This window comes from Oleisolibacter albus, assembly GCF_003336875.1.
Taxonomy (GTDB): domain Bacteria; phylum Pseudomonadota; class Alphaproteobacteria; order Azospirillales; family Azospirillaceae; genus Niveispirillum; species Niveispirillum album.
This window is the reverse complement of record NZ_QGNJ01000006.1, coordinates 195,208-221,833: the sequence shown is the minus strand read 5'-3', so window position 1 is coordinate 221,833 and position 26,626 is coordinate 195,208. Positions and strand designations below refer to the sequence as shown.

The window sequence follows — 26,626 nt, the reverse complement described above, 5'->3', positions numbered from 1 at the left end:
GTGCCGCCTGCGTATTCCTCGGGGGCTGGCCTTACAAAGTCATATGCGCTTTAAAGGGTGGGGAACCTTGTCCTATTGAAATAAAGGCGGGGATCGTCATTGTGACGCCGGAGGAAACGTCAAGGCGGCGGTTAACGTCGGATGCGTATCACTGGCGGGATCAGCCGGGAGTGCTGGCGTGCGGCATTTTGCATCGCACAAAAATGCTTTGCGTGTGCGGAATATTATTTGACGAAAGTATTTGTCTTGCGGTTTTTTGCTCTGAATTTTCCGTTCGTTGTTCGCGGCGGCGGCGCTTTTGGACATGAAATTTTCCGGCGGCTGGGGCTGGGCGCCTGCCTTCTCGCCCTGCTGCCGCTGCCTGCGCTTGCCACCAATGGCACGGCCGGTGGCCTTGTGCGGACGGAGCCGGTGCAGCCGCTGGCGCAGTACCGGGCCTATTGCGGTGCCTATGGCGACCGCGATCCGGGCTGCGCCCCCGATCTGGGCGGCCGGGACGAACTGACGGGACCCGAGCGGATCGAGGGCAATCAGGCCGAACTGGGCATGGCCCGCCTCATCCACCGCCAGGTGGTGCAGGCCCTGGTCCGGCGGCCGGACCGCCAGGATGTCTGGTCCATTGTCGGGACCGGCGGGCAGGGGCTGGCCGGTGACTGTGATGATGTGGTGATGACCGCCATCCACCGGCTGGTCCGGCGTGGCTTTCCCCGCGGGGCCCTGCGGGCGACGGTGGTCGAACTGCCCGGCCGTGACGGCCACCACCTGCTGCTGGGGCTGCATACAAGTCAGGGCGATGTTTTCCTTGATGACCGCGTGTCCCGGCTGCTGACGGTGTCGGATGCGTTGGCACTGGGCTACCGTTTCGTCGCCCAGGAAATGCCGGGCCAGCCCATCTGGTGGCGGATCGATCCCGGTCCGCCGTCCCAGTTGGCCGAGCGGCCGTCGGATCTGCCCGGGCCGGTCGGCCGTCAGCAATAAACTGAGCCTGCTTACGTATGGCTGTTGCAGTTATTCCCTGATCGCCCGCGATTTGGGCGGTTTGTGTGCGTCGCCGCATAATTGTGCAATGCAAAGGGGCGGTGGCTGAACTGTGCGACAGCGAACGCCAGCATCCGTGCGACATCGTCGATGGCACGGAACTTGCCTATACCCCGGTCGAGGGATGGGCGGGCGCCGGCGGCTGCCGCAGCCCGGACAGGAGAAGGGGGCGGCATGGCCAAGCACGGTGTCACCGTTGTCGTGAAACGCATCGTCCGGGTGGTGGAGGTGCCGGGAGGCGCTGTCCGATCGGCCCGGACAGGCGGTGGACGGCCTGGAGCAGGCGGGTCGCCGCTGTCCCGGTCCGGTCCGACCCATCCGGTGGTGACCAGCGGCGGTCGGCCCCTGGTGACCCTGGCCCCAGAGTGCAGGGGCCTGCGGCTTCAGATGCCGCCGCGGGTGGGCTAACCCGGTCTTGGGGCCGCCCCTCAGCAGAATCCTCCACAAGCGAAAGAGAGCGGGGAGAGTGATGGTGAAAGCAATGCGTCCCGTCCTGGGCCTGATGCTGGCGGCCGTGGCCGGTCTGGCCCAGGCGGCGGAGATCAAGCGGGTGGATGTGCCTAATTTCCCGATCGCCCAGGCGGTCCTGGTGCCGGGCGGGTCGGATCTGGTCTTCCTCAGCGGCACGGTGCCGTCCGTGACCGATCCCGCCGCGCCCAAGGGCAGCGTGCAGTCCTTCGGCAACACCGAAGCGCAGACCCTGGATGTGCTGACCAAGATCCAGGCCACGCTGAAGGCCCAGGGCCTGACCATGGGCGATGTCGTGCTGATGCATGTCTATCTGGTCGGCGACCCGGACAAGGGCGGCCAGATGGATTTCGGCGGGATGATGAACAGCTACCGCAAATTCTTCGGCACAGCCGACCAGCCCAACAAGCCGGCGCGCTCCACCGTGCAGGTGGCCGCCCTGGCCAGCCCCGGCATGCTGGTGGAAATCGAGGTCGTCGCCGCCAAGGCGAAGTAATGGGACCGGGTTCGGCCGGGGGGCATCCCCGGCCCTTGGAATAAAATCGATGCGCGACAGGCGCACGGATCACCCAGGGGAAAACGTCAACCAGACGGGCGGAGAAAAATGCAAAAAATACTGAACAGGGGAAATCATGATGCAATCAACGGGGAAGCTTCATAAGAAAAATCGGCGTGTAAATACCTTCGGTTTTGGTCTTTTGTGTAGCACCTGTCTGGTGGGTCTGATCCCCTCGGCTGCACTGGCCCAGGCCGCCCTGGACGAGGTCATCGTCACCGGTACCCGTGTCGCCAACCGTACAGCCACGGAATCCCTGTCACCGATCGATGTGTTCGGCGCTGCCGATCTGGAGAAGCAGGGTTTCACCGATACCAACGATATTCTGCGCACGCTGGTGCCGTCCTTCAATGTGGGCCGCAACGCCATTTCCGACGGTTCCACCTTCGTCCGGCCGCCGACGCTCCGCGGCCTGCCGCCCGATCAGACCCTGGTGCTGGTGAACGGCAAGCGCCGGCACCGCTCGGCCCTGGTCCAGCTCGGCGGCGGTGCCCTGGCCGCGGGCGCCCAGGCCCCGGATCTGGCGCAGATCCCGGCCATCGCCATCAAGCAGGTGGAGGTGCTGCGCGATGGTGCCTCGGCTCAGTACGGCTCCGACGCCATCGCCGGGGTGATGAATTTCCAGCTGAAGGACGCGGCCGACGGGGGCAGCGCCACGGTCCAGTACGGCTCCACCTACGAGGGCGACGGCGACAGCATCCAGGCCGCCGCCAATGTCGGTCTGCCATTGGGACCCAACGGCTTCTTCAACGTGTCGGGCGAGTACAGCAAGTCCGACCCCACCAACCGCGGTGTGCAGGACCCGCGGGCGCCGGCCTCGCTGACCAAGCTGGCCATGAATTGGGGTGATCCCGATGCCGAGGCCGGGCGCCTGTTCGTCAATTCGGGCATCGACCTGGATGACAGCAAGTCGATCTACCTGTTCGGCAATTATGGCGCGTCCAAGTCGAACGGCAGCTTCTATTACCGGCCGCCTTCGGCGGATCACGCCGTCAACGGCCCGACTCTGCCGGTGGCGGGCGATCCCGACGGCTTCCGCTTCACCGAATGGTTCCCCGACGGCTTCACGCCCCGTTTCTATGGCGATGTCAAGGACGCGTCCCTGACCGGCGGCTTCAAGCATGAACTGGCCATGGGGCTGACCTATAACCTCAGCGCCTCCTTCGGCCGCAGCCAGATCGACTACGAGCTGAAGAACACGGTCAACCCGTCGCTGGGGCCGGATTCGCCCCGCTCCTTCCATGTGGGGCGGCTGGTACAGGAGGAGACGGGACTCAATGCCGACTTCGCCTATCCCATCGAGGTCGGGCTGGCCAGCCCGCTGAACTTCGCCTTCGGCACCGAATGGCGGCAGGAACTGTACGAGATCAGCCCTGGCGATACCGCCTCCTACACGGTGGGGCCGTATGCCACCTTCACCGATGTGGTGACGGGACTGCCTTCGGCCATGCCCATTGGCTCCAACGGCTATCCCGGTTTCCGGCCCGAGGATTCCGGCGAGTTCACCCGCGACAATTACGCGGTCTATGTCGATACGGAAACGGATGTGTTCGAGGGCTTCACCCTGGGCGTCGCCGCCCGCTACGAGGATTTCGAGACCTTCGGCGACACCTTCAACTGGAAGGTCAGCGGCCGCTATGAGCTGACCGACAATCTGGCCATCCGCTCCAGCGTCAATACGGGCTTCCGCACGCCGACGCCGGGCCAGTCCCAGACCTCGTCGATCCAGACCTATTTCCCGGCCGGCAGTTCCAGCCCGGTGGCGCGCGGCACCTACCCGGCCGCCAGCGTCGTCGCCCGCTATTTCGGGGCCAAGGCCTTGAAGGCGGAGGAGAGCTTCAACGTGGCCGGCGGTCTGGTCGCCACACTGCCCGCTGGCATCACCGCCACGCTGGACTATTACAACATCAAGGTGGAGGACCGCATCGCCCTGTCCGGCGACTTCACGCCGACCGCGGCCGACCGCACGGCCCTGGCGGCGCTGGGGGTGCCGGGAGCCGAAACGCTGGGCGCCGTCAACTACTTCACCAACGCCTTCGACACCCGCACCCAGGGCGTGGATCTGGTGCTGCGCACCGATTTCGACGTGGCGGACGGCACCTTGGACCTGACCCTGGCCGGCAACTACAACCGCACCAAGGTCATCAAGCGTGACGAAAGCGTGATCGGCGATGACCGCAAGGCCGATCTGGAAAAGCAGCTGCCGCGCTGGCGCGGCAACCTGACGGCCACCTACACGCTGGGGCCGGTGTCCGTCCTGGGACGTGGCAGCTATTACGGCAAGTGGACCGATACAGCCAACTACGCCAAGACATTCGGATCGGAAATCATCTTCGATCTGGAGGCGTCATACACGTTCGCTGAAATGTACACGCTGACGCTCGGTGCCCAGAATCTGTTCGATACTTACCCTGATAAGGTAAATAAGGCGACAGATGGCACGTATTCAGTTGGACAGGTTTATCCGGACACGTCCCCGTTCGGCTATAACGGCGGCATGTACTACGTAAAGCTCGGCGTGAGCTTCTGATCGTCCGCGACAGGACGCACCCTGGCGGGGCGGTCCGTGCCGCCCTGCCGACGGGTCCCCGCGGGACCCGCAGGACACGAAGGTTCAAGAGCATGGTCGAGCAATCCAATCCCATGAGCCGCCGCCGGCTGCTGTCGCTGATCGGCATGACGGCCGGGACGTCGGTGATGTATCAGGCGGCCACAAGCCTGGGCTTCGCGGCGGAGTCCACCTATTCCGGCCCGCCCAAGCTGGAAGGGACGCCCAAGGGCGCCTCCGTGCTGATCCTGGGCGCCGGCGTCGCCGGCCTGTCCGCCGCCATCGAGCTGCGCAAGGCCGGGTACAAGGTCCAGATCCTGGAGTACCGGGAAAAGGCCGGTGGCCGGTCCTGGACGCTGCGTGGCGGCGACAGCTACACCGAACTGGGCGGCTTCACCCAGACGGTTGGATTCGACGCGGGCAACTACATCAATCCCGGCCCGTGGCGCATCCCCTACCATCATTATGCCGTGCTGGATTACTGCAAGCGCCTGGGTGTGGCGCTGGAGCCCTTCGTCCAGGTCAACTACAACGCCTTCGTCCATTCGACCAAGGCCTTCGGCGGCACGCCCCAGCGCTACCGCACGGTGGAGGCGGACTTCCACGGCCAGGTGGCCGAGCTGCTGGCCAAGGCCACCAACCAGGGGGCGCTGGATCAGGCCGTCAGCAAGCAGGACCAGGAAATCCTGCTGGAGGCGCTGCGCGACTGGGGCGCTCTGGAACAGGACCTCAGCTTCAAGCCGGGGGAGATCAGCAGCACCCGCCGCGGCTTCGAGAAGGACCCCGGCGGCGGTCTGGACGGTGCGCCGGTGCCGTCCAAGCCCGTTGCCTTGTCGGAACTGCTGCGGTCCGGCCTCTGGCGCGCCATCGGCATCGGCCACGGCTACGAGTTCCAGACCACGCTGTTCCAGCCGGTGGGCGGCATGGACATGATCCCGCAGGCCATGGCCCGCGAGGTCAAGGATGTCATCCGCTACAACGCCAAGGTCACCGCCATCCGCCAGACCGGCAGCGGCGTCACCGTCAGCTATGTGGATGCCCGCACGGGCGGCACGCCGCAGACGGCCAGTGCCGACTGGTGCCTCTGCACCATTCCGGCATCGGTGCTGAGCCAGATCGACAAGGATGTCAGCCCGGCCATGAACGCCGCCATCAACGCCATCCCCTATGAGGCGTCGGTGAAGGTGGGGCTGCAATTCAAACGCCGCTTCTGGGAACAGGACGAATCCATCTATGGCGGCATCAGCTACACCGACCTGCCGATCTCGGTCATCGGCTATCCCGCCACCAACTATGGCAGCACGGGCAAGGGCGTGCTGCTGGGCGCCTATTGCTGGGGCCCCTATGCCTATAAGCTGACGGCCATGTCGCCGGAGGAGCGGGTGCGCGAGGTGGTCGGCTACGGCGCCAGGATCCACCCGCAATATACGGCGGAATTCGATACCGGCGTGGCCGTGGGCTGGCACCGCGTGCCCTGGACCCTGGGCTGCTTCGGCCATTGGACCGAGGAGACGCGGGCGGCGCATTACAAGGATCTCTGCGCCATCGACGGGCGCCTGCTGCTGGCCGGCGAGCATGTCTCCTACCTGCCGGCCTGGCAGGAGGGGGCGATCCTGTCGGCGATGGATGCCGTGACACGGCTGCACCAGCGGGTCATGGCGCTGTGATGGCCATCCGCTGCCTCCCGCCCGCAAAGGAGAAGACGATGAAGACGCGCATTGCCCTGCCGGGTGCCATGCTGACCGTGGCTTCCCTGCTGTTGGCCGGCCTGCTCCCCCTGACCGGCGCACAGGCCCAGAACACCGACGTGCAGTCGGCCAAGCCGGCCACGGCCCTGGCCAAGCCCACGCCCGACGATGGTGAAGCCATCTACACATCCATCTGCCAGGGCTGCCATATGCCCGACGCCAAGGGCGCCAAGGGGGCGGGCACCTATCCGGCCCTGGCCGCCAATCATAATCTCGAGACGGCGGGCTATCCCATCACGGTGGTGTTGCAGGGACAGAAGGCCATGCCGTCCTTCGGCCCCTATCTGTCCGATGAACAGGTGGCGGCGGTGGTCAACTATGTCCGCAGCCACTTCAGCAACAGCTATACGGATAAGGTGACGGTGGCGGACGTGAAGATCGCCCGCCCGGCTGCGCCGCACTGATGCGGCCCGGACCGTCAGGGGGAGCGGGGAGCATGCCACAGATCCGGCTGCGCAAGGCCTTGCTGGACGATGTCCCGGTGCTGGACAATCTCATCGCCGCTTCGGCCCGCGGTCTCAGCGCCGGCTTCTATGCGCCGGAGCAGGTGGAGTTGGCCCTGACCGGCGCCTTCGGCGTGGATCGGGATCTGATCCGCGACCAGACCTACCTCGTTGCCGAGCAGGACGGGCGTCCGGTCGCCTGCGGTGGCTGGAGCCGCCGCCGCGTCCTGTTCGGCAGCGATGCCGGTGGTCCCTGCCGCAGTGGCGGGGACCTTACGCCCGGACGGGACCCGGCCTATATCCGGGCCCTGTTCGTGCATCCCGACGTGGCGCGCCGGGGCATTGGCCGCGCCATCATGGCCGTCAGCGAGGCGGAGGCCCGCCTCAACGGCTTCCTGGCGCTGGAACTGATGGCCACCCTGCCGGGCGTGCCGCTCTATGACGCTCTGGGCTACAGCCCGGTGGAGCGCCACACCCACCCGTTCCCGCAGGGCGGCAGCATCGATTTCGTGCGCATGCGCAAGGACTTGGCGGGATGAGCACGGCTAGAGCCGGTCGCCCCAGGGGCGGCGGGCATTGCCGGCCATGGGGACGCTGCCCCGGCGCAGCACCGGCCGGGGCACGGTGGTGAAGGCGCGGCTGTGCGCAGGCTGCAGCAGGCGCACGCCGCGGTGGCGGAAAAAGGGGATCAGCAGGGCTCCGGCCAGGAATCCGCCCACATGGGCCCAGAAGGCGACGCCACCGCCGCTGGTGGGGGTGGAGACGCCGCTCAGCACCTGCCCCGCAAACCAGAGGCCCAGCACCAGCACCGCCGGCACATTGACGATGCGGACGATGATGATGATCCAGGCGAAGACCCGCACATTGGCCAGCGGGTGCAGCAGCATGTACGCCCCCAGCACGCCGCCGATGGCGCCGCTGGCCCCGACCATGGGCACGCTGGAGCCGGGGGCGGAGATCGCCTGGGCCAGGGCGGCGGCCACACCGCACAGCAGATAGAACAGCAGGAAGCGGCCCCGGCCCATGCTGTCCTCCACATTGTTCCCGAAGATCCACAGGAACAGCATGTTGCCGGCCAGGTGCAGCCAGCCGCCATGCAGGAACATCGAGGTGAAGATGGTGGCCAGGGCCGGTACCGCCGGCCAGTCCGGCGGCAGGCTGGCCTGCCCGAACAGCACGGCGGGAATGACCCCCAGCACATAGATTGCCGTCTGTCCGCCAGCCTCTCCCAGGGAACGCTGCCACAGATGCACCAGGATGCAGGCGACGATCAGCCCGATGGTGACAATGGGGCGGCGCAGCGTCGGATTGTCATCGGCGATGGGCAGGAACAGCATCACGCAATCCCGTAGGGAGCCTGATCGGGCATGCGCGGACCTGACCCGGGCGCAGCCGCCCATCCTTTCCGATCATGCCCACAGTCGGACACTCTTGCACAGGCCGCCCTCGCATGGCGATGCCCGGCCTGTAACCCGGGGCCGGCCCACCCGTTCCAGCCTGCTCCTTATCGGCGGTCAGGACAGGCTGTCATCCTCCACCGCCTGCGCCTGCTGGTGGGCGATGCAGCGCAGCAGGATCATCGCCCCGGCGATGGTGCCGGCCATGGCGGCCGTGGTCGCCCCGGCCTCCACAGCCAACAGCACCAGCAGCGACAGGCCGGCGGCCAGTGTCACGGCGGCCAGCATGCCGACACTGACCAGCAATTGCGCCAGCAGACGGGCGCCAAGCGTCTCGAAGTCCTCGCGCCCCGGCCCATGGCGCAGGGAGCCGCTGCGGGCCATGGGTTTCCACAGGCCGGCGAAGCTGAAGGTTTCGCAGAAGGACATCACCATGCTGTCCAGCAGCAGACGGTCTTCCTCGGATCGGGTATGGGCCATGATGCTGTCTTCCTGTTGCCAGACTGCTGCCAGAACGCGGCCGGTGTCAGGCACAAGCCTGGCACGGCCGGCTTACGCCGGGGTTCACGCCCCCGGCCTCCTCCGGCAGACGCGCACGACTGCATTTCTTTGTATGCAGGCAGGATAGCGGGGGCTACCGCATCCGGCCAATGCGGCTTTTGAGCCTCTGCTGCGAAGGAAGTGAAATCCAGGACCGGGCATGGCCGCTGGACACACGGCATTGCGGCGGGGGTGTACCGCCGCGGATGCGGACCCGGGTCTTTTCATCCGCCCGGCCATGGAAAACGGATGGTTGTCGGACGGCAGTGGGCAGATGCCTTTGCTCCATCTGCGGTCGCGGATGGGCGTGATAGCCTCGTCCTGTTGCAAAGCGGCAGAACGCATGGCGCGTGGGGGTTGCAGTGCAGGTTCACCGCATTCTTGATCGCATTCCCCGGTTCGCCCACCTGCTGCGGCGGCGCCCGACTTTGCCGCTGCTGCTGATGGGGGCCCGCATCACCGCCGTCCGCTACGGTTTGTGGCGCTATGCCGCTACGCGCGCGCCACGGCCAAAGGCCGGCCCATCGCCTCTGTTCCGGGATCTGGATGTGACGGCGGCCTGTGCCGTCCTGGATGCCCACGGCTTCTGCGGCGGGCTGGACCTTCCGCCCGCCCTGGTGCGGGAAATCCGCGATTTCGCCGAGCAGACGCCGTGTTATGGCAATTTCGACCGCGGCCTGGCCTTTCTGCCGGCGGCGCAGCCGGATTGGGAACGGCGCAGTGGCCGCCCCATCATCATCGGTCATTATTTCGAACAGATCAGCCGCTGTGGCGCCATCGGCGCACTCTGTGCCGATCCCGCCCTGCGGGGATTGGCGGCGGCCTATCTCCATGCCCGGCCACGGCTGATCCGGGCACGGCTCTGGTGGAGTTTCCCTTCGGCCGATGCCCATCTGCGCCTGATGCATCTGGCCTCGCAGAGCTATTTCCATGCCGACATCGATGACTGGCGCTCGCTGAAATTCTTCTTCTACCTCACCGATGTGGACGGGGAGGCGGGGCCGCATCGCTATATCCGTGGCAGCCATCGGCGCAAATCCCTGGCCCATCAATTGTCGCTGACGGCGGGGAAGTCGCCGCAGCAGATCGCCCGGGTCTATCGCCCGGACGATATCATCACCGTTCATGGGGCGGCGGGAACGGGGTTTGCCGAAGATCCCTTCGTCTTCCATACCGGCACCCGGGCCGGCAGCCGCCGTCGCCTGATGCTGGAAATCCATTACGGCATCAGCGCCCCGGTTTCCGACCATTTCTTCGGCGAGCCGATCCCGCGGGGCAATGCCGATCTGGCGGCGCAGATCGCCTGCCTGGATCGCGGCGTGGCCTGGCAGCCGGCCTGATGCCCGGATGAACGTGTCACGTCCGTCCGGTTGTTGCCGGTCCCGGTGCCATTTCGCATCTGCACAAGAGAGGGTAGCCGTGTGGCCAACGCGGCCGGCGGCTGTACCAATTCCGCGCTCCGGGGCGAGTGTGGCCGGTGATCCGGCCCGTCCGGGGCTAATTCCCATGCATGATTGGAGGAAGAGCGCGTCTCTGGCCAGTATATCGGCGCCGCCTTGAAGGACCATCCGCTCCAGGCGACGTGGGCCCCAAACGGCCGATATCCGCAGAGGAGGACCTGACCGTGGCGAAGGTAGCACTCATCACCGGCATTACAGGACAGGACGGTGCCTATCTTGCCGAGTTCCTGTTGCAGCGCGGCTATCAGGTCCACGGCGTCAAACGACGTTCGTCATCCTTCAATACCATGCGGATCGAGCATCTCTACCAGGACCCGCATGAGCAGGACATCAATCTCCGTCTGCATTACGGCGACCTGACCGATGCGACGAACCTGATCCGCCTGGTGCAGCAGGTGCAGCCGGACGAGATCTACAATCTGGCGGCACAGAGCCATGTGCAGGTGAGTTTCGAGACGCCGGAATACACGGCCAATGCCGACGGTCTGGGGACGCTGCGGCTGCTGGAGGCGATCCGCATCCTGGGGCTGGAGCGGCGCACCCGCTTCTACCAGGCCAGCACCTCGGAGCTGTACGGGCTGGTGCAGGAGACGCCGCAGCGCGAGACCACGCCCTTCTATCCCCGCAGCCCCTATGCCGCGGCCAAGCTCTATGCCTACTGGATCACGGTGAACTACCGCGAGGCCTATGGCATGCATGCCTCCAACGGCATCCTGTTCAACCATGAAAGCCCGATCCGCGGCGAGACCTTCGTCACCCGCAAGATCACCCGCGCCGTCGCCGCCATCGCCCTGGGCCTGCAGGACTGCCTCTATCTCGGCAATCTCGACGCCAGGCGCGACTGGGGCCATGCCCGCGACTATGTCGAGGGCATGTGGCGCATGCTGCAGCAGGATCAGCCCGGCGACTATGTGCTCGCCACCGGCGAGACGCACACCGTCCGCGACTTCGTCGAGCACGCCTTCGCCGAGGTCGGCCGGACCATCGTCTGGCAGGGCTACGGCGTCGAGGAGCAGGGGCTGGATGCCCGCTCCGGGCAGGCGCTGGTCAGGATCGACCCGGCCTATTTCCGCCCGACGGAAGTGGAACTGCTGCTGGGCGATCCCTCCAGGGCACGCACTGTGCTGGGCTGGCAGCACCGCACCAGCTTTACGGAACTGGTGCAGGACATGGTGGCGTCCGACCTGCAGGTGGTGGCGGCGGAACATGGGCTGGAGCCGCAGCCGGTGGTACAGCGGTCGGCCCCCAGCCGCCGTCTGGCCGTGGCGCTGTCCTGACCGCACGACCAGACCGGAGCGATGCCGCCATGCGTTTGTTGCCCGTGCTTCTGCTTGCCCTGTCCCTGTCCCTGGCCGGCTGCCGCAGCGGCGGACTCGACCCGCTGCCGGAGGCACCGCCCGGCGACTACCGGCTGGACAGCGGCGATGCCATCCGCCTGATCGTGCTGGAAGATCCCCAGATCAACGGCGATTACGTGGTGTCCGACCGCGGTGAGCTGGCCATTCCCCGCCTCGGCGCCGTGCCGGCCCGCGGCCTGACCCTGACCGGCCTGAAGACAGAGTTGGACGGACGGCTGCGGCGGTTGCTGACCGACCCCAGCGCCAGCCTGGAGATCAAGACTTTCCGGCCGTTCTTCGTGCTGGGGCAGGTGGCGCGGCCGGGACAGTATCCCTACCAACCCGGCATGACCGTGCTGACGGCCGTGGCCGTGGCCGGGGGCTTCACCGTCCGGGCGCGCACGGACGAGATGTCCATCGTCCGCACCCTGGACGACAAACCGATGGAGGGGCTTGCGGGGCGCAGCACCCGGGTCCTGCCCGGGGACGTGGTCTATGTCTTCGACCGGGTCTTCTAGGCCATGCCGCCGCGTTGGCAGTCCTCCCGGCCGCCGCCCTTCCGCCTGGCTCCCGACCGTCCGGGCGCGTCGGGCTGGGGACGGTGCCGGCGGATCGCCGCCGGCTGCCTGCTGCCACTCGGGATGACGGCCGGCGGCATGGTTGCCGGCGCCCGGGGGCAGACGCTGCCGGACCCCGGCCCCTACGAGGCGCTGGGGATACAGGCCGGCATGGTGCTGCTGTTCCCGTCGGTGGAGATGCAGACCCGCCACAGCGACAATGTGCGGGCCAGCGCGACGGGTGAGCAGTCCGATCTGGTGCTTGAGGCCGCGGCCGGTCTGTCCTTCCGCACGCTCTGGACCCTGCACGACCTGTCCGGCGACATCCGCGTCCGGCACCGCACCTACACGCGCGACACCGCCTCCGACGCCACCACCGTTCAGGCCCAGCTCGGCGGGGCGCTGGCGGTGACGGCGGATGACCGCATCAGCCTGGATGCCACGCTGCGCCGTCAGGCGGATGTCGCCATCGACAGCGATGTCGACCCCGGTTTGGACCCCGACGAACGGGTACGGTTCGATGATTGGTCGGTCACCGGCAGCTGGCAGCGGCAGGTCAACCGCATCGCCTTTCAGCTCAGCGCCGCCACGCATCGCCTGAACTATGCGGCGCTGACGACCCGGCGCGACCGCCAGGACTACCGCATGGGTCTGCGGCTGGCCTATGCGCTGTCACCCAGCCTGTCCGCCTATGTGGAGCCGAGCCTGTCCTGGATCGATTTCGATATCGGCAGCGCCTTCAATTCGCGCACGACCAGCGCCCTGGTCGGCGCGCGCTTCGACCTGTCCACCATCTTCCAGGGCGATGTGGGCATCGGCGGCTTCCGCCAGACCTTCAATGACGAAACCATCGAAACCCGCAGCGGGATCGCCACCAACGCGCGGGTGACATGGAATCCGACGCAGCTGACGGCCGTCACCCTGCGCGTCTCGCGCCGTCAGGCGCCCAGCACCCGCATCGATGGCGGCCGGCTGGTCAGTTCCGACATCGGCCTGCGGCTGGAGCACGCCCTGGCCGACAATCTGGACGCCAGCCTGGGCGGGGTCTACCGCATCAACGCCTACGGCGGTGAGCGCGGCACCGACCACCGCACCGATCTGGAGGCGGACCTGCGCTACCGCCTGAACCGGAATTTCGGGCTGACGCTGGGCGTCCAGCACCGCCGTCAGGACGGCAGTACCGATGCGCGCGACTTCACCCAGACGGTGATGCGCCTGGCGCTCACCGCCCGGATCTGACGGGGAGGGCGGTCATGTCCAGCACCGGCCTGCTGCTGATCCCCCTGGGCCTGCTGCTGATGCTGGCGCCGTGGCGCTGGTCGCTGCTGCTGATGCCGACCTTCTGCCTGCTGCATGCCGCCGCCGTGGTGCAGATCGGCTCCTTCGGGCTTCAGCCCGGCTATTTTCTGGGCCTGCTGATGGTGGGCCGCACCCTGGTCGAGCTGACCCTGGGCGGCCAGTCCCTCAATCGCCGGGTGCTGCTGTCCATGGTTCCGCTGTTCGTGCTGCTGGTGTCGGCGGTCGCCACCCTGTGGCTGGCGCTCTATTTCTTCCAGGGCGAGGTGGAGGTCATCGGCGGTTCCGCCGGATTCAACCTGGACCGGGCAGCCCCGTTCAGCTTCCAGCGGGAGAACATCACCCAGCTCTCCTACCTGCTGATCAATCTGCTGATCGTCTATGCCGTGGCGCACCAGCTGGCGCGGCTGCCGCGGGAGGAGATCCCCGCCCTGACGGGACAGGCCATGGCGCTGGCCCTGCTGATCGCCTCGGGCCTGTGTCTATGGCATTACGCCAGCAGCCAGACCGGGCTGCCCTGGCCCGACAGCTTCTTCCAGTCCAACACCTCCTACCGCGCCGCCCATGGCCAGCGCATGCTGGGCGAATTGCGGGTCAACGGACCCTTTTCCGAGCCGTCGGCCCTGTCCTATTTCTATTGCGGCTTCCTGCTGTTCGCCTGGTTCCGCTTCCGTGAGCGGCCGACCATGCTGTCCGCGTCCCTGATCCTGCTCTGCCTGGTCTGCCTGTTCCTGGCCAAGGCCACCACCGGCTTCTTCGCCATGGCCGCCTTCGCCGCCGTGGCCGGAGGCGACATGGCCCTGTCCCTGCTGCGGGGCCGCATCCGGCTGCCGCGGGTGTCCATCGCCAGCGTGCTCGGGGTCGTCATCATGCTGGGCGGGGTGGCGGCGGGCGCCGCCTATCTGGCCGCGCATCAGGAGTTCGTCGGCGACCTGATCGAGAAGGTGGTGGTGCAGAAGCAGGAAAGCTCCTCCTACGAGGAGCGCGCGGCCGTCAATCTCATGGCGATCTCCATCGCCATGGAGACCTATGGCATCGGCCTCGGCCTGGGCAGCCACAAGCCCAGCAGCCTGCCGCTGACGCTGCTGTGCAATGTGGGCGTGGTCGGGACCGCCGCCTATCTGCTGTTCATGCTCGATCTGCTGCGGCCGCGCCGCGGTCATGGCCCGGCGCCGGACGGGCTCAGCCTGCGTCCGCTGAAATGGCATCTGCTGGGGCTGCTGCTGATCCATGCCTTCTCCAACCCCAATCTCAGCATGGTCATGGTCTGGCTGGATTGCGGACTGCTGTGCGGGGCGCTGGCCGCCCGGTCCGGTGTCGTCCGTCCTGGGGTGGTGGAGGCCGTCGAGCCGGGGCGGGCCGGGATGCGGCCGGAGGGAGCCGGCGGCCTTCGGGGGTATGGGCTCCTGGTCCGGCGGGTGCCGTGCTCCGGTCCTGTAGACTGATGGCGGGCGTCTTTCCCGCCGGGAACAGAGGAGAGGTGCGCATGTCCCTTCTGCAGACTGAAACGGCGACGGCTCTCCTGGATGCCGGCGCCTGCCCCCGTCTGGTGCCGGTGATCCTGTCCGGCGGCTCCGGCTCCCGGCTCTGGCCGCTGTCGCGGGAACGCTATCCCAAGCAGCTGCTGCGCCTGGTGGGGGAGAACACGCTGATCCAGGATACGGCCCTGCGCGTGGCCGATCCGGCCCTGTTCGAGGCGCCGCTGGTGCTGTGCCACAGCGAACACCGCTTCACCATCGCCGAGCAGGTGCAGGCCGTCGGCATCCGGCCCCGTTCCATCATTCTTGAACCCTGCGCCCGCAATACGGCTGCCGCCGTGGCCGTGGCGGCCCTGGCCGCCGGTCAGACCGATCCCGGCGCCGTGCTGGCCGTGCTGCCGGCCGACCATGTGGTGCTCGACCGCGCCGCCTTCCACGACGCCATGCGCCGGGCGGCACGGGCGGCGTCGCTGGGCTACCTGACCATGCTCGGCATCACGCCCGCCCGGGCGGAATGCGGCTATGGCTATCTGGAGCAGGGGGAGCCGATCCCGGACGCCGGGGGCGCCTGCCAGGTCCGCCGCTTCACGGAAAAGCCGTCGCGCGCCGTGGCCGAGGACTATGTCGGCAGCGGCCGCCATTTCTGGAACAGCGGCATGGTCGTGGCCCCGGCGGCGGTGCTGCTGGAGGAGCTGCGCCGGCACGCCCCGGCCGTGCTGGCGGCGGCACAGGCGGCGCTGGAGGCGGCCTGCCGCGACCTGGATTTCACCCGTCTCGATCCCGTCACCTTCGCCACCGCCCCGCAGGTCAGCCTCGATTACGCCGTGCTGGAGAAGACCGACCGCACCGCCATGGTGCCGGCGGCCATGGGCTGGACCGATGTGGGCGCCTGGTCGGCCCTGTGGGACATCGGAGCGCAGGATGCCGACGGCAATGTGGCGCTGGGCGATGTCCAGCTTGTCGATACACGGGACAGCTATATCCGCAGCGACGACGTGCTGACGGCCGTGGTCGGGCTGGACAACATCGTGGTCGTGGTGACCGAGGACGCCGTGCTGGTGGCGGACAAGGGGCGGGTGCAGGAGGTCAAGCAGGTCACCGAACGGCTGCGGGCGCTGGGCCGCGGCGAGGCCATGGAGCACCGTCGCGTCTACCGGCCCTGGGGCTTCTACCAGTCGGTCCATCTGGGCGAGCGCTTCCAGGTCAAGCGCCTCACGGTCAAGCCGGGCTGCAAGCTGTCGCTGCAGAAGCACTATCACCGGGCGGAACATTGGATCGTCGTCAACGGCACCGCCCTGGTCACCCGCGACGGCGAACAGATCCTGGTGCGCGAGAACGAGTCCGTCTATCTGCCGCTGGGCACCGTCCACCGGCTGGAGAATCCCGGACGGCTGCCGCTGAACCTCATCGAGGTCCAGACCGGCTCCTATCTGGGCGAGGATGACATCGTCCGGCTGGAGGACAGCTACAACCGGGTCTGATGCCCGGTCCCGGGCGTGCCGGCCGGCAGGGACCGGCGGGGAAGAGGGCCCCGCCGGTGCCCCCTCAGGCCACCTGACGACCGGCCTGAAGCGGCTCCACGCGGTGCAGCGGCGGCGCCTGTCCGATGGCGGCGGCGGCGATCTCCAGCAGCCGCAGCGTGAAGCTGTCCCAGTTCAGCCGGGTCCGATAGGCATCGGCGCTGCGCCGGGCCAGGGCCAGATAATCCGGCCAGGCGGTGAAGCTGCGTTCGATGGCGTCGGCGTAATCGTCCGGCCCGCAGGCCGGGTCCAGGCAGATCCCCGTCTCCCCGTGGCGGACGATGGCGGGGATGCCGCCGGCCCGGGTGGCGACGCTGGGCACGCCATGGGCCGCCGCCTCGCAGAAGACCATGCCATAGGCCTCGGCCCGCGACGGCACGAACAGGAAATGCGCCTCGGCCAGCAACCGCTCCAGCATGGCCGCCTGCGCCGGAACCCGCTTGTTCAGCAGCCCGTGGTTCACGGCGAAGGGGGGCAGGGGCACCGGCGGTGCCGCGATCCCCACCAGATCCAGCTGCAGATCCAGGCCGCGCCGGCGCAGGATCTCGCCGGCGGCCAGAACGATGCCGCCGCCCTTGCGCACCCAGTCACGGCCGATGAACAGCAGCCGCAGGCGCTGTGGCGAGCGGCCGGCGATGCGGGCTTCGACCTGGTCCGGGTCGGGCGGCGTGATGTTGGCGCCGAAGGGCACCACATGCACCTTGGCCGGGTCGGTGCCGTAATCCTCGATGGCGCTGCGGGCGGCCCAGTCCGACGGATAGAGGGCGGCGGCGCAGGCGTCCAGGGCCGCCTTCTCCTGCCGGTAGCCCTGTTTCAGATAGCCACGGGAACAGCGGGAGAACTCGTCGTAGCAGTCCAGCATGTTCTGGAAGGTGGCATCGGCGCAGAAGATCATCGGCACGGAGGCGCGCACGGCGGTGATGGCCCGCGATCCCGGCGAGAAGATCCAGTCCGCCCCGTGCGCCCTGTGTTCGATCTGCCGGGCCCAGGCCCGCAGCAGCGCCGGCTCCCGGTCCGGCCGGTAGGTGCGGCCGCGCAGCCGGTTGGCGGCATAGTGCGCACTGTAAAGGTATTTCAGCCCGTCCTTCAGCGGAAAGGCCGGGATGACGCCGTCCGTGCGGCGCTCCAGCTGGCGCAGGATCGACAGCGGGCGTCCCGACTGCACCATGGGGTCGGCCGCATCGCTCTCATAGGCGTAGAGAACCGTCATCGCCATTCCCCTCCCCGTCCGGACCCGGCGCGGCACCCGTGTGGCCGTCCCCGTGACCGCTGCCATGACTGCCGCCAGGACCGCCTCAATTGCTGGTGCTGACGGAGTGGCCGCCCAGCTTCACGAACTGCTTGCGCACCTTGGTGACGAAATCCTCCTTGGCCCGCATCTCGCAGGCCTCGATATAGGCCCGGACCGGCGGGGACAGGTGGTAGGGGCCGCGGCCGCGGCGGCGGAAGCCATGGCGCAGGCTCATGCGCAGCGCATCCAGCACGGCCCGGACCGGGGCGATGCCAAGCCCGTTGAAGCCGCCCTTCACCATCCAGGCCAGGGCCGACAGGGCCAGCCGGGGCAGGGGCGTGCCGAATTTGAACTGGAAATACAGGCTGTTGCGGACGATGTAGTAATAGCGCCGGCCCTTCCAGGTCACGCGCATCTCCGGCGAGGATTTGTGCAGCACCACCACGTCGGGGACATAAAGGATGGTCGCCCCGGTGGCCAGCATGCGGTAGGCGAGGTCGATCTCCTCCACGCCGAAGAAGAAATCCGCGTCATAGCCGCCGACCTGCTCGTGCAGGGCGCGGCGCATGGCATAGCCGCAGGCCGAGAAGCGGGCCGCGGCGAAGCTCGTGTCCGCCTGGGCCAGCAGGGCGCGGGGATGGTCCCAGGTGGTCAGGTCGTCACGGCCGCTGGCCTTGTTGAGGATGCGGAAGGACAGGGCGCCGACACCGGGATTGCGCTCGAAATGGTCGCAGATGCGGGCCAGGGCATCGGGGTCGCGCAGTTCCGCGTCGTTGTCGATGCAGACGAGATAGGGGGCATCGCCCAGCGCCGCCGCCATGTTGCGCCCGGCCGCCGCCCCCACATTCGCGGACAGGTACTTGATGCGGATGCGCCCGTCCTGCGCGGCGCGCCGGTTCAGTTCGGCCAGCCGCGGGTCACGGCTGCCCTGGTCCAGGATACAGATGCGGACCGCCACCCGCTGCTGCCGCAGCACGCTGTCGATGGCGGCCAGCGTGTCCTCCACCCGGTTCAGCGACAGCAGCACCACATCGACACACTGTTCTGGGACACACTGTTCTGGGACACGCCGTTCTGGCCCAGGCCGCTCGGGCACGCGCCGCTCGTGGACGGGCCGCTGGGGGGCGGGGCTGCCGGCCATCTCTTCCCCCCCGGTGCCGGCGTCGCCGGTGCCCCGGCGGCCCCTGTTGCTGCTGTCGGCGGTCATGCGGGCGATCCTCATGCGGCCTGCGCCTTCATCTGGCGCATCATCTCGGCAAATCCCTGCTGCAGCCGCTCCGTGGTCCGGCGCAGGCTGGTGTCCGGGCTGAGGAAGCCCGGCATGCGCGCCGCCTGTGCCAGGGCGGCGGCCACATGATCGACGGCGCGGCGCCGGGCATCGGCCATGGCCGGGGAATCGGCCAGCGCCTGCAGCCGCGGCATCACCACATCGTCGCCGATACGCCGCGCCAGATGCTGCAGGCGTCCGCGCAGGCGCGACGGCGGCCGGGCATAGCGGTCCATGGTCCGCCGCAGCACCATCTCGGCATCGGCGGTCGCGGCGTCCCGCCCGCCAGCCGTGGCGTAGCGCTTGCCCTGAAGGCCCAGCAGGATTTCCCGGACCCGGGAGTCCAGCGCCGGATTGACGATGTGCAGGGGCCGGAAGGGGGCATCCACCGACAGCGCCCAGTCCAGCCATTTGAAGGTGTTGATCTCGCCCGAGGTGAAGACTGGCACCCAGGGCACGCGGAAGGCGTCGGCGATGATGGCGGCGTGCATGGACTCCGCCAGGACCAGCCGGGCGGTGACGATGCGGCGGATGACGGCCTTGCACGCGTCGGTCGGGCTGACATGGTCGATGCCGGCCTGGGCGCAGGCGCGCTCATAAAGGCGGGATCCGCTGGCCCAGTGCGGGACGAAGACGGTGCGGTCGCCGCGGGGCAGACGGAACTCCGGCAGGGTCTGCAACAGCAGCGCGCCATCGCCGGTGATGATGCCGCCGCCGGCTCTGGCGGCCGCATCATCGTCCAGCCCCAGGGCCCGCACGGTCAGCGGTCCCCGCAGCGCATGGATATGCCAGGCGGGCGAGCGCACATCCTCGGGCAGCGTGTCGTAGCCGGCGCCGCTGGAAAAGACGATGCGTGTCCGGCCCTGCGGCAGCCCGGCGCGCAGGATGGTGCCGACCCCCAGGAACACCACATCGGTGGCGACCAGCGGGAAGGCGGGGTCCAGCGCATCCCACAGCCATTCGTTCAGGTCGTCGCCGAAGTTCGGCAGCTTGGATTTCCAGTAATAGGCCTTCACGGGCGGCACCTTTCACCTTGGCGCGGGTCACCTTGGCGCGGGGTCAGGACCTGCGGACGCGGGGGGAGAAATAGACGGCGGCATATTTCTCGGGCTGATGGACCCGGGAATAGCGTCCGACCCGGCGCGTGTTGACCTGGGTCATCACCACGCCGGCGATCCGGGTCCGGGCTCCGGCCAGCCGGCCGACCGCGGCCTGGACCAGATGGCGCGGGGTCTTGCCCCAGCGCACCGCCAGCACGGTGCAGTCGGCCATGCCCGCCACCACCACCGGGTCGAGCACGACGCCGATGGGCGGCGTGTCCAGCAGCACCATGTCGTAGCGGCTGGCCAGATCCTGGACCAGGGCCTGCATCTGCGGTGTGCTGATCAGTTCGACCGCGTGCTGCACACGGCTGCCGGCGGTCAGGTAATGCATGCCCGAGACGCCATCCTCCTGGATGGCGGTCTCCAGCGGATGGTCGCCGCGCACCACCTCGGCGACGCCGGCCTGCTTGCCGACGCCGAGATAGCGGCGCAGGCCCGGACGGCGCAGATCGCACTCCACCAGGATCACGCGCTTGCCGGCTGCCGCGGTCAGCCGTCCCAGGCTCAGGGCCAGCGAGGTCTTGCCCTCCCCCGGCAGCGAGGAAGTCACGGCGATGATCTGGGGCTTGCGCCCGCCCGGATTCAGCAGCGCCGCCGTGCGGACCGAACTGATGGCGTCGGCGAACTGCCCGGCCGGGTCGCGCAGCGCCGTCAGCGAGGCATGTTCGCGGCCGCGGACGAAGGGCACCATGCTCAGCACCGGCAGCCCCAGCATCTGCTCCACCTGCTCGGGCGCGCGGAACCCGGTATCCATCATCTCCAGCACCGCCACCAGGGCCAGGGCGGCGGCCAGGGCGCCCAGGATGGTCAGGCCCTGCAGCACGGTGCGCTGGGGATAGGATGGTCCCAGGGGGCGCTCGGCCCGCGACAGGATGGTGGCGTCCGATCCCGGTGCGTCCAGCTGCACCGAGATGCGCCCCGCCCCTTCCAGGAAGGTCTTGTAGAGCGACCGGGCCGCATCGGCCTCGTTCATCAGCTGGCGCAGCACGATGCTGGCGCGGCTGCCCGCCGTATCGGCTTCGGCGGCCTCGTTGACCTTGGCGTTGAGGTCGCGCTCCTCGGCCCGGGCGATCTCCACCTCCTTGCTCAGCCGCAGCACCACGGCGCGCTGTTCGCGCTCGATGCTCTGGCGCAGCTGGGCCTGGCGGGCCAGGGCGTTGACCACCACGGGATGTTCGGGCCGGTGTGTCGTGCCCAGTTCCGCCAGTTCGGTGGCGACCTGCCGTTCCTGCTGGCGCAGCGACTGCAGCAGCGGCGACCCGCGCACATCGGCACCGGTATCCAGGGCCGGATCGGCGCCGGCCGCGTCGGCCCCGGCCAGGGTGGCCCCGCCATCCTGCCGGGCCTCGCGCAGGGCCGCCTCCAGCTGGGCCCGCTTGGTGCGGGCGGCGATCAGCATGCCGCTGAGCCGGGCCAGCTGCTCGTTGGTCAGGGAGTTCTGGCCCAGATTGACGATCTGGTTCTGCTCCCGGTACTCCTGCACGGCGCGGTCGGCCACGACCATGCGCTGGCGCAGTTCCTCGCTCTTGCGGTCGAACCAGGCGGAGGCCCGTTCCACCGCCTGGTATTTGTTCTCGAACTGGCTGGTCAGGTACATCTCGGCGAAGGCGTTGGCGATGCGGGCAGCCTTTTCCGCATCCTCCGAGGTGAAGGACAGCAGCACCGTGTAGGATTTGCCGTCGTTCATGGCGCTGAGCCGGGACAGCACGGCGCTGATGACGCGGGATTCCACCAGGGCCGGCGCATAGCGCGACGGATCGGGCGGGATCTCCTCCCAGCGCGCCCGCAGCGGGTCCGGCAGCAGCTGGACCAGCCCGCTGCGCGTCAGGAAGCCCGGATCGAACGGGCGCAGCAGCACGTTGAATTCGGGGTCCTGCGTCAGGGCCAGTTCCGTCACCACGCGCCGTGCCAGCGCCCGCGACCGCAGGATGTCCATCTGGCTGCGGATCAGGGCACTGTCCTTGCTGAGGCCGGTCTCATAGGCCTCGAACGCCACGACACTGTTGGTTTTCACTTCCAGCAGCAGGGCCGTCGTCGCGGTATAGCGGGGGATGATGCCGTTGATGGCCATCTGGCCCAGCCCGATCAGCAGGACGAAGGTCAGGGCCAGGATGATCCGCCGCCGCCAGAGGATGCGGCCGATCTGTCCCAGGGTGACATCGTCGCCGGCGCCGTCCTGAAGCCGGTTCACGGCGGCGACATGAACCCCCATCTTCCCCATGCTCCGTCCTTTCTCGACTGCCAGGTTCCGATGCTCACCCATCCGCGGAAATACCCATGGCGTGGCTTTGATGTGGTCTGAAGATTTCTTGCGTGTGCCTGGAAATCAAACTTGCGGATTTTTCCAATCAAAATGCGGATATACTTTAAAATATCCGCTATATTTGGCTGCATATGTTTTTCATTGCCGCCATGAAAACATTCATTGCGTCGCAACACAAAGACGAAAACGGATAATCCAAAATGTAAAATCTAACTCCTTTTCGGCTGATTGGCCGAAAGCGGGATCGGTCCTGCATTCCGTCGGGTTCTGGCGCCGGCAGCGCCAAAGGGGGACATGCAAAGGGTTGTTTCTCTTTGCCTGAATGGTCCTCAAATTGTGGTTAGAGCGATGGAATTTGCCTGCTGCCGTCGTGCTCTGACGGATCGGACGACTTCAGCCGGTCGGTTTCCAGACCTGGATCAGCCTTTATTTCACGAAATCCCGGCATGCCACCTTGGCGGGTGGGTAGGTGTTGGCTGCCGCGGGGTACGTCCATCGCGGCGAGATATGGCGCAGTCGCATTGTTGATTTTGCCGTAAACATGCCGTATTCGATATGGAGCGACCTGTGGTGCAATGCAACAAAAGAAAAACACGAAAAATAAAGCAAAAAATACAGGGAAGCGCCCGCCATAAGACTATGTGTAGCTATAAAAATATTTGTGCTTATGGATGAATTCATATCGCGTGAATTCATCATTTGCACAATGATCTTATGTTTGTCTCCGCAATCGCAGGAATGCTGTTGCGCCTGTACCTTGGCGGCTGCTCTGGCCTCTCCGGTACGGCATCGGCATCAGCGCGGGCGGGAAACCGTATCCACTGCCCGTTTGGGGCCATTGGGGGGTGATGCCATGACCGAGCCGATCAGTGCTGTCGCGGTTGACCTCGACGGATTTTCACCGGTTCGCCTGTCCGGGGCGGAGGATGAGGCGTCAGCGGATGACCGTCCCCTGCATCGCCAGCGGACGAAGCGGGTCTTCGACCTGATCGGTGCGGTGCTGCTGCTGCTGCTGTTCGCGCCGGTCATGCTGGTGGTGGCGGCGCTGGTCGGCCGTGACGGCGGACCGATCCTGTTCCGGCAGACGCGCATCGGTGCCGGTGGCCGGTCCTTCACCTGCCTGAAGTTCCGCACCATGGTGGTGGATGCCGAAGCCCGGCTGCAGGCGCTGCTGGCGGCCGATCCCGCCGCGCGTGAGGAATGGCAACGCATCCAGAAGCTGAAAAGCGACCCGCGGATCACCCCGGTCGGCCGCTTCCTGCGCCGCAGCAGCCTCGATGAGCTGCCGCAGCTGTTCAACGTGCTGCGAGGCGACATGAGCCTGGTCGGTCCACGGCCCATCGTGGCGGCGGAGGTTGTCCGCTATGCCGACTGGTTCGAGCAGTACATGGCCTGTCGTCCCGGCCTGACCGGGCTGTGGCAGATCAGCAGCCGCAACGACACCGATTACGACCGCCGGGTCGAGCTGGACAATCTCTACCGCGCCCATTGGTCGGTCTGGACCGACGTCATCATCGCCGTGCGCACAGCCAAGGTCCTGGTCGCCCCCCGCGGCGCCTATTGACCCTGGGTCGGGGCAGAGGGGCGGACGCCGCCGTGACGGAAGGAGGGGGCATGCGCATCTGCTACATTGCGGAGGCCATGAGTGCCGGTGTCGGCCGGCATGTGGTCGACCTGTCCCGCGGCATGGTCCGCCGCGGCCATCATGTGCATCTGATCTATGCTCCGAACCGGGCCGATCCCGCCCTTCTTGCCGAACTGGAGGAGGAGCCGGGCCTGCACAGCGTCAGCCTGCCGATGGAGCGTTCGCCCACCTGGCGCGACGGGCTGGTGCTGCTGAAGCTGTCGGCGCATCTGCGCCGGTATGGCCCCTTCGACATCCTGCACGGGCACAGCTCGAAGGCCGGGCTCTATTCCCGGCTGCTGGGCCTGCTCAGCACGGCCGGCAGCATCTACACGCCTCATGCCTTCATCACCATGTCGCCCGGCCTGTCGCCGGCCGCGGCCCTGGTCTACCGCATGGCCGAGCTGGGCCTCAGTCTGGCCAGCAGCCGCGTGGTCTGCACCTCCGGCCTGGAACGCACCCACGCCCACCGTCTCGGCATCTCCGCCCGCCGGCTGGCCGTCATCCACAACGGCATCCAGGATCGCGGTTTCGAGCCAAGGGAAGATCTGCGCCAGCGGCTGGGGCTGCCGTCCCGCACGCTGCTGGTCGGCTTCGTCGGCCGGCTGGAATACCAGAAGGGCATCGATGTGCTGCTGGCGGCCATGCCGCTGGTGCAGCAGCAGCGCGCCGACGTGCATCTGGTCATGATCGGGAGCGGCAGCCTCCAGGACGGGCTGCGCCGTCAGGCCACGGCCGCCGGGCTGGAGGGATGCTGCACCTGGCTGGGGGAACAGCCGGCCCGGGCCTATCTGCCCGGTTTCGATCTGCTGGTCATGCCCAGCCGCTATGAGGGTCTGTCCTACAGCCTGATGGAAGCGCTGCATTGCGGCCTGCCGGTGATCTGTACCCCCGTGGGCGGCGCCGCCGAGGCCATCCAGCATGGGGTTTCCGGCCTGATCATCCCGCGTGAGGACAGTGCCGCCCTGGCCGAGGCCATCCTGCGTCTGGCCCGCGACCCGGCGTTGCGGTCCCGCATGGGCGTGGCGGCGCGGGCCTTGTCCGACCGGTTCACCATCGATCGCATGTGCGCCGAAACCGAGGCGCTCTACTACGGGCGCCCGCTGCGCAAGGCACAGATCACGGCGGTCCGCGACCAGCCGGTGCCCGCGCCCGGCTATGCCGCCGGCGACCGCGCGATGGCCGCGGTGCCCGAGCCATGAGGGCCGCCGTCCGTATCGCCGCAGGGAAAGGGGTCGTCTTGAACCTCCGCAGCCGTCTGCCCTCCGCCCTGGCCTGGTCCGCTGTTGGGACCTGGCTGCGCGAGGGCATGAACTTCGTCGTCTTCGGCCTGCTGGCCCGCATCCTGGGGCCGGAGGCCTATGGCCTGGTCGCCATGGCCATGGTCGTGGCGGCGCTGGCCCAGATCAGCCTGGTGGACGGCATCGGCACCGTGCTGGTGCAGCGGCGCGATCTGGAGCCCGGCCATGTGGACACCGTCTTCTGGCTGCTGATCGGAACCGGCGGTGCCATCGCCCTGGCCATGTGGCTGCTGGCCGCCCCCCTGGCCCGCTTCTATGGCGAACCCGCGGTGACGCCGCTGATGCACCTGCTGTCGGCGCTGCCGCTGCTCTATGCCCTGGCCGGGGTGCAGGTGGCGCAGCTGAAGCGCGAGCTGCTGTTCGGGGCGCTGGCCCTGCGCGGCATCCTGGCTGCGCTGGTCGGCGGGGCGGTCGGCGTGGGGCTGGCCTTGCAGGGATACGGGGTCTGGAGCCTGGCCTGGATGTTCCTGGCGCAGTGGACCGTGCAGGTCCTGGTGCTGTGGACGGCGTCGCCCTGGCGGCCGGGTCTGGCCGCCAGCCGCCGCCATCTCGCCGACATCGCCGCCTACTGCACCCACACCGTCAGCACCCGCGGGGTGCAGTATGCCGAGCAGCAGATCCCGCGTCTGGTCATCGGTGCCACCCTGGGGCCGGCGGCGGTGGGGCTGTTCACCATGGGCTGGCGCCTGCTGGAGATGCTCAGCGTCCTGCTGCTGATGCCCATCAACCAGGTGGCGCTGCCGCTGTTCTCCCGCGTGCAGGACCAGCGGGAGCGGCTGGAGCGGGCCCTGGCCTCGCTGGTGCAGCTGTCGGCCCTGCTGGCCTTCCCCGCCTATCTCGGCCTCGCCGCCGTGGCGCCGGATCTGGTGCCGGTGCTGTTCGGGGCGCGCTGGGCCGCGGCCGTTCCCGTGGTCCAGATCATGGCGCTGATGGGGCTGCAATGGGCTCTGACCTACGGGCTGGGCGCGTTGATGGCGGGAACCGGGGAGACGCGCTGGCGCCTCTGGCTCAACCTCGTCAATCTGGCGGCCCTGGCGCCTGTGCTGCTGCTGTCGCTGCCCCACGGCACCACGGCGGTGGCGGCGGCCATGGTGCTGCGCGGGCTGCTGCTGCTGCCGCTGAACCTGCATGTGCTGCGCCGGCAGCTGAAGGTGCGGCTGCGCCCGCTGCTGTCCGGGGTCTGGCCCATCGCCCTGGCGTCTCTGGTGATGCTGGTGGCCGTGCTGGGCTGGCGCCATCTGACTGCGGCCGAACCCGCGCCGCTGCGGCTGGCCGGTGCCGTCCTGGTCGGCGCCCTGGCCTATGGGTTGGCCCTGCTGCTGCTGGCCCGGCCGATGCTGCTGTCCTTCGCCGGTGTCGCCCTGGCCGGCCGCCATCCCGACCGGCCCTTGCGGCGGGCCGGCCCATGACCCGCGTCCTTTCCCCCACGGACGCCGCCCCAGACCTGGAGA

Annotated in this window: 22 protein-coding genes; 15 read left to right on the top strand and 7 right to left on the bottom strand. The window is 67.9% G+C overall.

Annotated elements, in window-relative coordinates; all coding sequences use genetic code 11:
- Nucleotides 1-96 precede the first annotated feature (96 nt).
- Nucleotides 97-306, bottom strand: a complete 210-nt coding sequence (locus DK368_RS21640; RefSeq protein ID WP_162305986.1) for a hypothetical protein — start codon at nt 304-306, stop codon at nt 97-99.
- A 105-nt stretch (nt 307-411) separates the two neighbouring features.
- On the opposite strand from DK368_RS21640, the gene DK368_RS10620 reads away from it, so the two are divergent.
- From DK368_RS10620 to DK368_RS10595, 6 genes are all read left to right on the top strand, one after another.
- Nucleotides 412-978, top strand: a complete 567-nt coding sequence (locus DK368_RS10620) for a transglutaminase-like cysteine peptidase (protein WP_162305985.1) — start codon at nt 412-414, stop codon at nt 976-978.
- 541 nt (nt 979-1,519) lie between these two features.
- Nucleotides 1,520-2,002, top strand: coding sequence for a RidA family protein (locus DK368_RS10615; protein WP_114393920.1), 483 nt, complete (start codon nt 1,520-1,522; stop codon nt 2,000-2,002).
- Between the two features lie 220 nt (nt 2,003-2,222).
- The gene (locus DK368_RS10610; RefSeq protein WP_240002436.1) at nt 2,223-4,592 is read left to right on the top strand and encodes a TonB-dependent receptor plug domain-containing protein; all 2,370 of its coding nucleotides are present in this window, start codon (nt 2,223-2,225) and stop codon (nt 4,590-4,592) included.
- A 92-nt stretch (nt 4,593-4,684) separates the two neighbouring features.
- Complete coding sequence (locus DK368_RS10605) at nt 4,685-6,277, top strand: flavin monoamine oxidase family protein (protein ID WP_205028139.1); 1,593 nt, start codon at nt 4,685-4,687, stop codon at nt 6,275-6,277.
- 38 nt (nt 6,278-6,315) lie between these two features.
- Nucleotides 6,316-6,762, top strand: a complete 447-nt coding sequence (locus DK368_RS10600; RefSeq protein ID WP_240002435.1) for a c-type cytochrome — start codon at nt 6,316-6,318, stop codon at nt 6,760-6,762.
- A 32-nt stretch (nt 6,763-6,794) separates the two neighbouring features.
- Nucleotides 6,795-7,340 carry a GNAT family N-acetyltransferase gene (locus tag DK368_RS10595; protein ID WP_114393918.1) on the top strand — a complete coding sequence of 182 codons (546 nt, stop codon included), beginning with the start codon at nt 6,795-6,797 and terminating at the stop codon, nt 7,338-7,340.
- Nucleotides 7,341-7,346: 6 nt separating this feature from the next.
- Here the strand turns inward: DK368_RS10595 and DK368_RS10590 are convergent, their stop codons facing one another.
- Together DK368_RS10590 and DK368_RS10585 are read right to left on the bottom strand one after the other, a co-directional pair.
- The gene (locus DK368_RS10590; RefSeq protein WP_114393917.1) at nt 7,347-8,138 is read right to left on the bottom strand and encodes a rhomboid family intramembrane serine protease; all 792 of its coding nucleotides are present in this window, start codon (nt 8,136-8,138) and stop codon (nt 7,347-7,349) included.
- 177 nt (nt 8,139-8,315) lie between these two features.
- Entirely contained in the window at nt 8,316-8,678 is a 363-nt protein-coding gene (locus DK368_RS10585) for a hypothetical protein (RefSeq protein ID WP_114393916.1), read from the bottom strand.
- 410 nt (nt 8,679-9,088) lie between these two features.
- Here DK368_RS10585 and DK368_RS10580 point away from each other — a divergent pair, with 410 nt between their 5' ends.
- The 6 genes from DK368_RS10580 (at nt 9,089) to DK368_RS10555 (ending at nt 16,347) form a co-directional block, all read left to right on the top strand.
- Nucleotides 9,089-10,078, top strand: coding sequence for a phytanoyl-CoA dioxygenase family protein (locus DK368_RS10580; RefSeq protein ID WP_155524546.1), 990 nt, complete (start codon nt 9,089-9,091; stop codon nt 10,076-10,078).
- A gap of 284 nt (nt 10,079-10,362) precedes the next feature.
- Nucleotides 10,363-11,475 (top strand): GDP-mannose 4,6-dehydratase, encoded by a 1,113-nt coding sequence (gmd, locus tag DK368_RS10575; RefSeq protein ID WP_240002434.1) that lies wholly within the window; start codon nt 10,363-10,365, stop codon nt 11,473-11,475.
- Between the two features lie 29 nt (nt 11,476-11,504).
- Complete coding sequence (locus DK368_RS10570; RefSeq protein ID WP_114393913.1) at nt 11,505-12,053, top strand: polysaccharide biosynthesis/export family protein; 549 nt, start codon at nt 11,505-11,507, stop codon at nt 12,051-12,053.
- Nucleotides 12,054-12,191: 138 nt separating this feature from the next.
- Complete coding sequence (locus DK368_RS10565; protein WP_162305984.1) at nt 12,192-13,331, top strand: outer membrane beta-barrel protein; 1,140 nt, start codon at nt 12,192-12,194, stop codon at nt 13,329-13,331.
- Between the two features lie 14 nt (nt 13,332-13,345).
- Nucleotides 13,346-14,833: a hypothetical protein gene (locus tag DK368_RS10560; protein WP_114393911.1), complete on the top strand. Its 1,488-nt coding sequence runs from the start codon at nt 13,346-13,348 to the stop codon at nt 14,831-14,833.
- A gap of 41 nt (nt 14,834-14,874) precedes the next feature.
- The gene (locus DK368_RS10555) at nt 14,875-16,347 is read left to right on the top strand and encodes a mannose-1-phosphate guanylyltransferase/mannose-6-phosphate isomerase (RefSeq protein ID WP_114393910.1); all 1,473 of its coding nucleotides are present in this window, start codon (nt 14,875-14,877) and stop codon (nt 16,345-16,347) included.
- 64 nt (nt 16,348-16,411) lie between these two features.
- Here DK368_RS10555 and DK368_RS10550 read toward each other — a convergent pair whose 3' ends face one another.
- The 4 genes from DK368_RS10550 to DK368_RS10540 form a co-directional block, all read right to left on the bottom strand.
- Nucleotides 16,412-17,602, bottom strand: coding sequence for a glycosyltransferase family 4 protein (locus DK368_RS10550; RefSeq protein ID WP_162305983.1), 1,191 nt, complete (start codon nt 17,600-17,602; stop codon nt 16,412-16,414).
- Nucleotides 17,603-17,681: 79 nt separating this feature from the next.
- Nucleotides 17,682-18,824: a glycosyltransferase family 2 protein gene (locus DK368_RS10545; protein ID WP_162305982.1), complete on the bottom strand. Its 1,143-nt coding sequence runs from the start codon at nt 18,822-18,824 to the stop codon at nt 17,682-17,684.
- Nucleotides 18,825-18,835: 11 nt separating this feature from the next.
- The gene (locus tag DK368_RS21635) at nt 18,836-19,909 is read right to left on the bottom strand and encodes a glycosyltransferase family protein (RefSeq protein ID WP_162305981.1); all 1,074 of its coding nucleotides are present in this window, start codon (nt 19,907-19,909) and stop codon (nt 18,836-18,838) included.
- A 34-nt stretch (nt 19,910-19,943) separates the two neighbouring features.
- Nucleotides 19,944-22,199: a GumC family protein gene (locus DK368_RS10540; RefSeq protein WP_162305980.1), complete on the bottom strand. Its 2,256-nt coding sequence runs from the start codon at nt 22,197-22,199 to the stop codon at nt 19,944-19,946.
- A 904-nt stretch (nt 22,200-23,103) separates the two neighbouring features.
- Here DK368_RS10540 and DK368_RS10535 point away from each other — a divergent pair.
- The 3 genes from DK368_RS10535 to DK368_RS10525 are packed head-to-tail and all read left to right on the top strand — an operon-like array spanning nt 23,104 to nt 26,584.
- Complete coding sequence (locus DK368_RS10535; RefSeq protein WP_114393906.1) at nt 23,104-23,814, top strand: sugar transferase; 711 nt, start codon at nt 23,104-23,106, stop codon at nt 23,812-23,814.
- Between the two features lie 50 nt (nt 23,815-23,864).
- A complete protein-coding gene (locus tag DK368_RS10530) occupies nt 23,865-25,076 on the top strand; it encodes a glycosyltransferase family 4 protein (RefSeq protein ID WP_114393905.1) in 1,212 nt (403 codons plus the stop codon).
- 38 nt (nt 25,077-25,114) lie between these two features.
- Nucleotides 25,115-26,584, top strand: a complete 1,470-nt coding sequence (locus DK368_RS10525) for a lipopolysaccharide biosynthesis protein (RefSeq protein WP_162305979.1) — start codon at nt 25,115-25,117, stop codon at nt 26,582-26,584.
- Nucleotides 26,585-26,626 lie beyond the last annotated feature (42 nt).

Excerpts from the sequence above, each read along its gene's own strand:
- DK368_RS21640 (WP_162305986.1), bottom strand. The coding sequence starts at position 306 with ATGTCCAAAAGCGCCGCCGCCGCGAACAACGAACGGAAAATTCAGAGC.
- DK368_RS10615 (WP_114393920.1), top strand. The coding sequence starts at position 1,520 with ATGCGTCCCGTCCTGGGCCTGATGCTGGCGGCCGTGGCCGGTCTGGCC.
- DK368_RS10605 (WP_205028139.1), top strand. The coding sequence starts at position 4,685 with ATGGTCGAGCAATCCAATCCCATGAGCCGCCGCCGGCTGCTGTCGCTG.
- DK368_RS10600 (WP_240002435.1), top strand. The coding sequence starts at position 6,316 with ATGAAGACGCGCATTGCCCTGCCGGGTGCCATGCTGACCGTGGCTTCC.
- DK368_RS10595 (WP_114393918.1), top strand. The coding sequence starts at position 6,795 with ATGCCACAGATCCGGCTGCGCAAGGCCTTGCTGGACGATGTCCCGGTG.
- DK368_RS10590 (WP_114393917.1), bottom strand. The coding sequence starts at position 8,138 with ATGCTGTTCCTGCCCATCGCCGATGACAATCCGACGCTGCGCCGCCCC.
- DK368_RS10585 (WP_114393916.1), bottom strand. The coding sequence starts at position 8,678 with ATGGCCCATACCCGATCCGAGGAAGACCGTCTGCTGCTGGACAGCATG.
- DK368_RS10570 (WP_114393913.1), top strand. The coding sequence starts at position 11,505 with ATGCGTTTGTTGCCCGTGCTTCTGCTTGCCCTGTCCCTGTCCCTGGCC.
- DK368_RS10565 (WP_162305984.1), top strand. The coding sequence starts at position 12,192 with ATGGTTGCCGGCGCCCGGGGGCAGACGCTGCCGGACCCCGGCCCCTAC.
- DK368_RS10560 (WP_114393911.1), top strand. The coding sequence starts at position 13,346 with ATGTCCAGCACCGGCCTGCTGCTGATCCCCCTGGGCCTGCTGCTGATG.
- DK368_RS10555 (WP_114393910.1), top strand. The coding sequence starts at position 14,875 with ATGTCCCTTCTGCAGACTGAAACGGCGACGGCTCTCCTGGATGCCGGC.
- DK368_RS10550 (WP_162305983.1), bottom strand. The coding sequence starts at position 17,602 with ATGGCGATGACGGTTCTCTACGCCTATGAGAGCGATGCGGCCGACCCC.
- DK368_RS10545 (WP_162305982.1), bottom strand. The coding sequence starts at position 18,824 with ATGACCGCCGACAGCAGCAACAGGGGCCGCCGGGGCACCGGCGACGCC.
- DK368_RS10540 (WP_162305980.1), bottom strand. The coding sequence starts at position 22,199 with ATGGGGGTTCATGTCGCCGCCGTGAACCGGCTTCAGGACGGCGCCGGC.
- DK368_RS10535 (WP_114393906.1), top strand. The coding sequence starts at position 23,104 with ATGACCGAGCCGATCAGTGCTGTCGCGGTTGACCTCGACGGATTTTCA.
- DK368_RS10530 (WP_114393905.1), top strand. The coding sequence starts at position 23,865 with ATGCGCATCTGCTACATTGCGGAGGCCATGAGTGCCGGTGTCGGCCGG.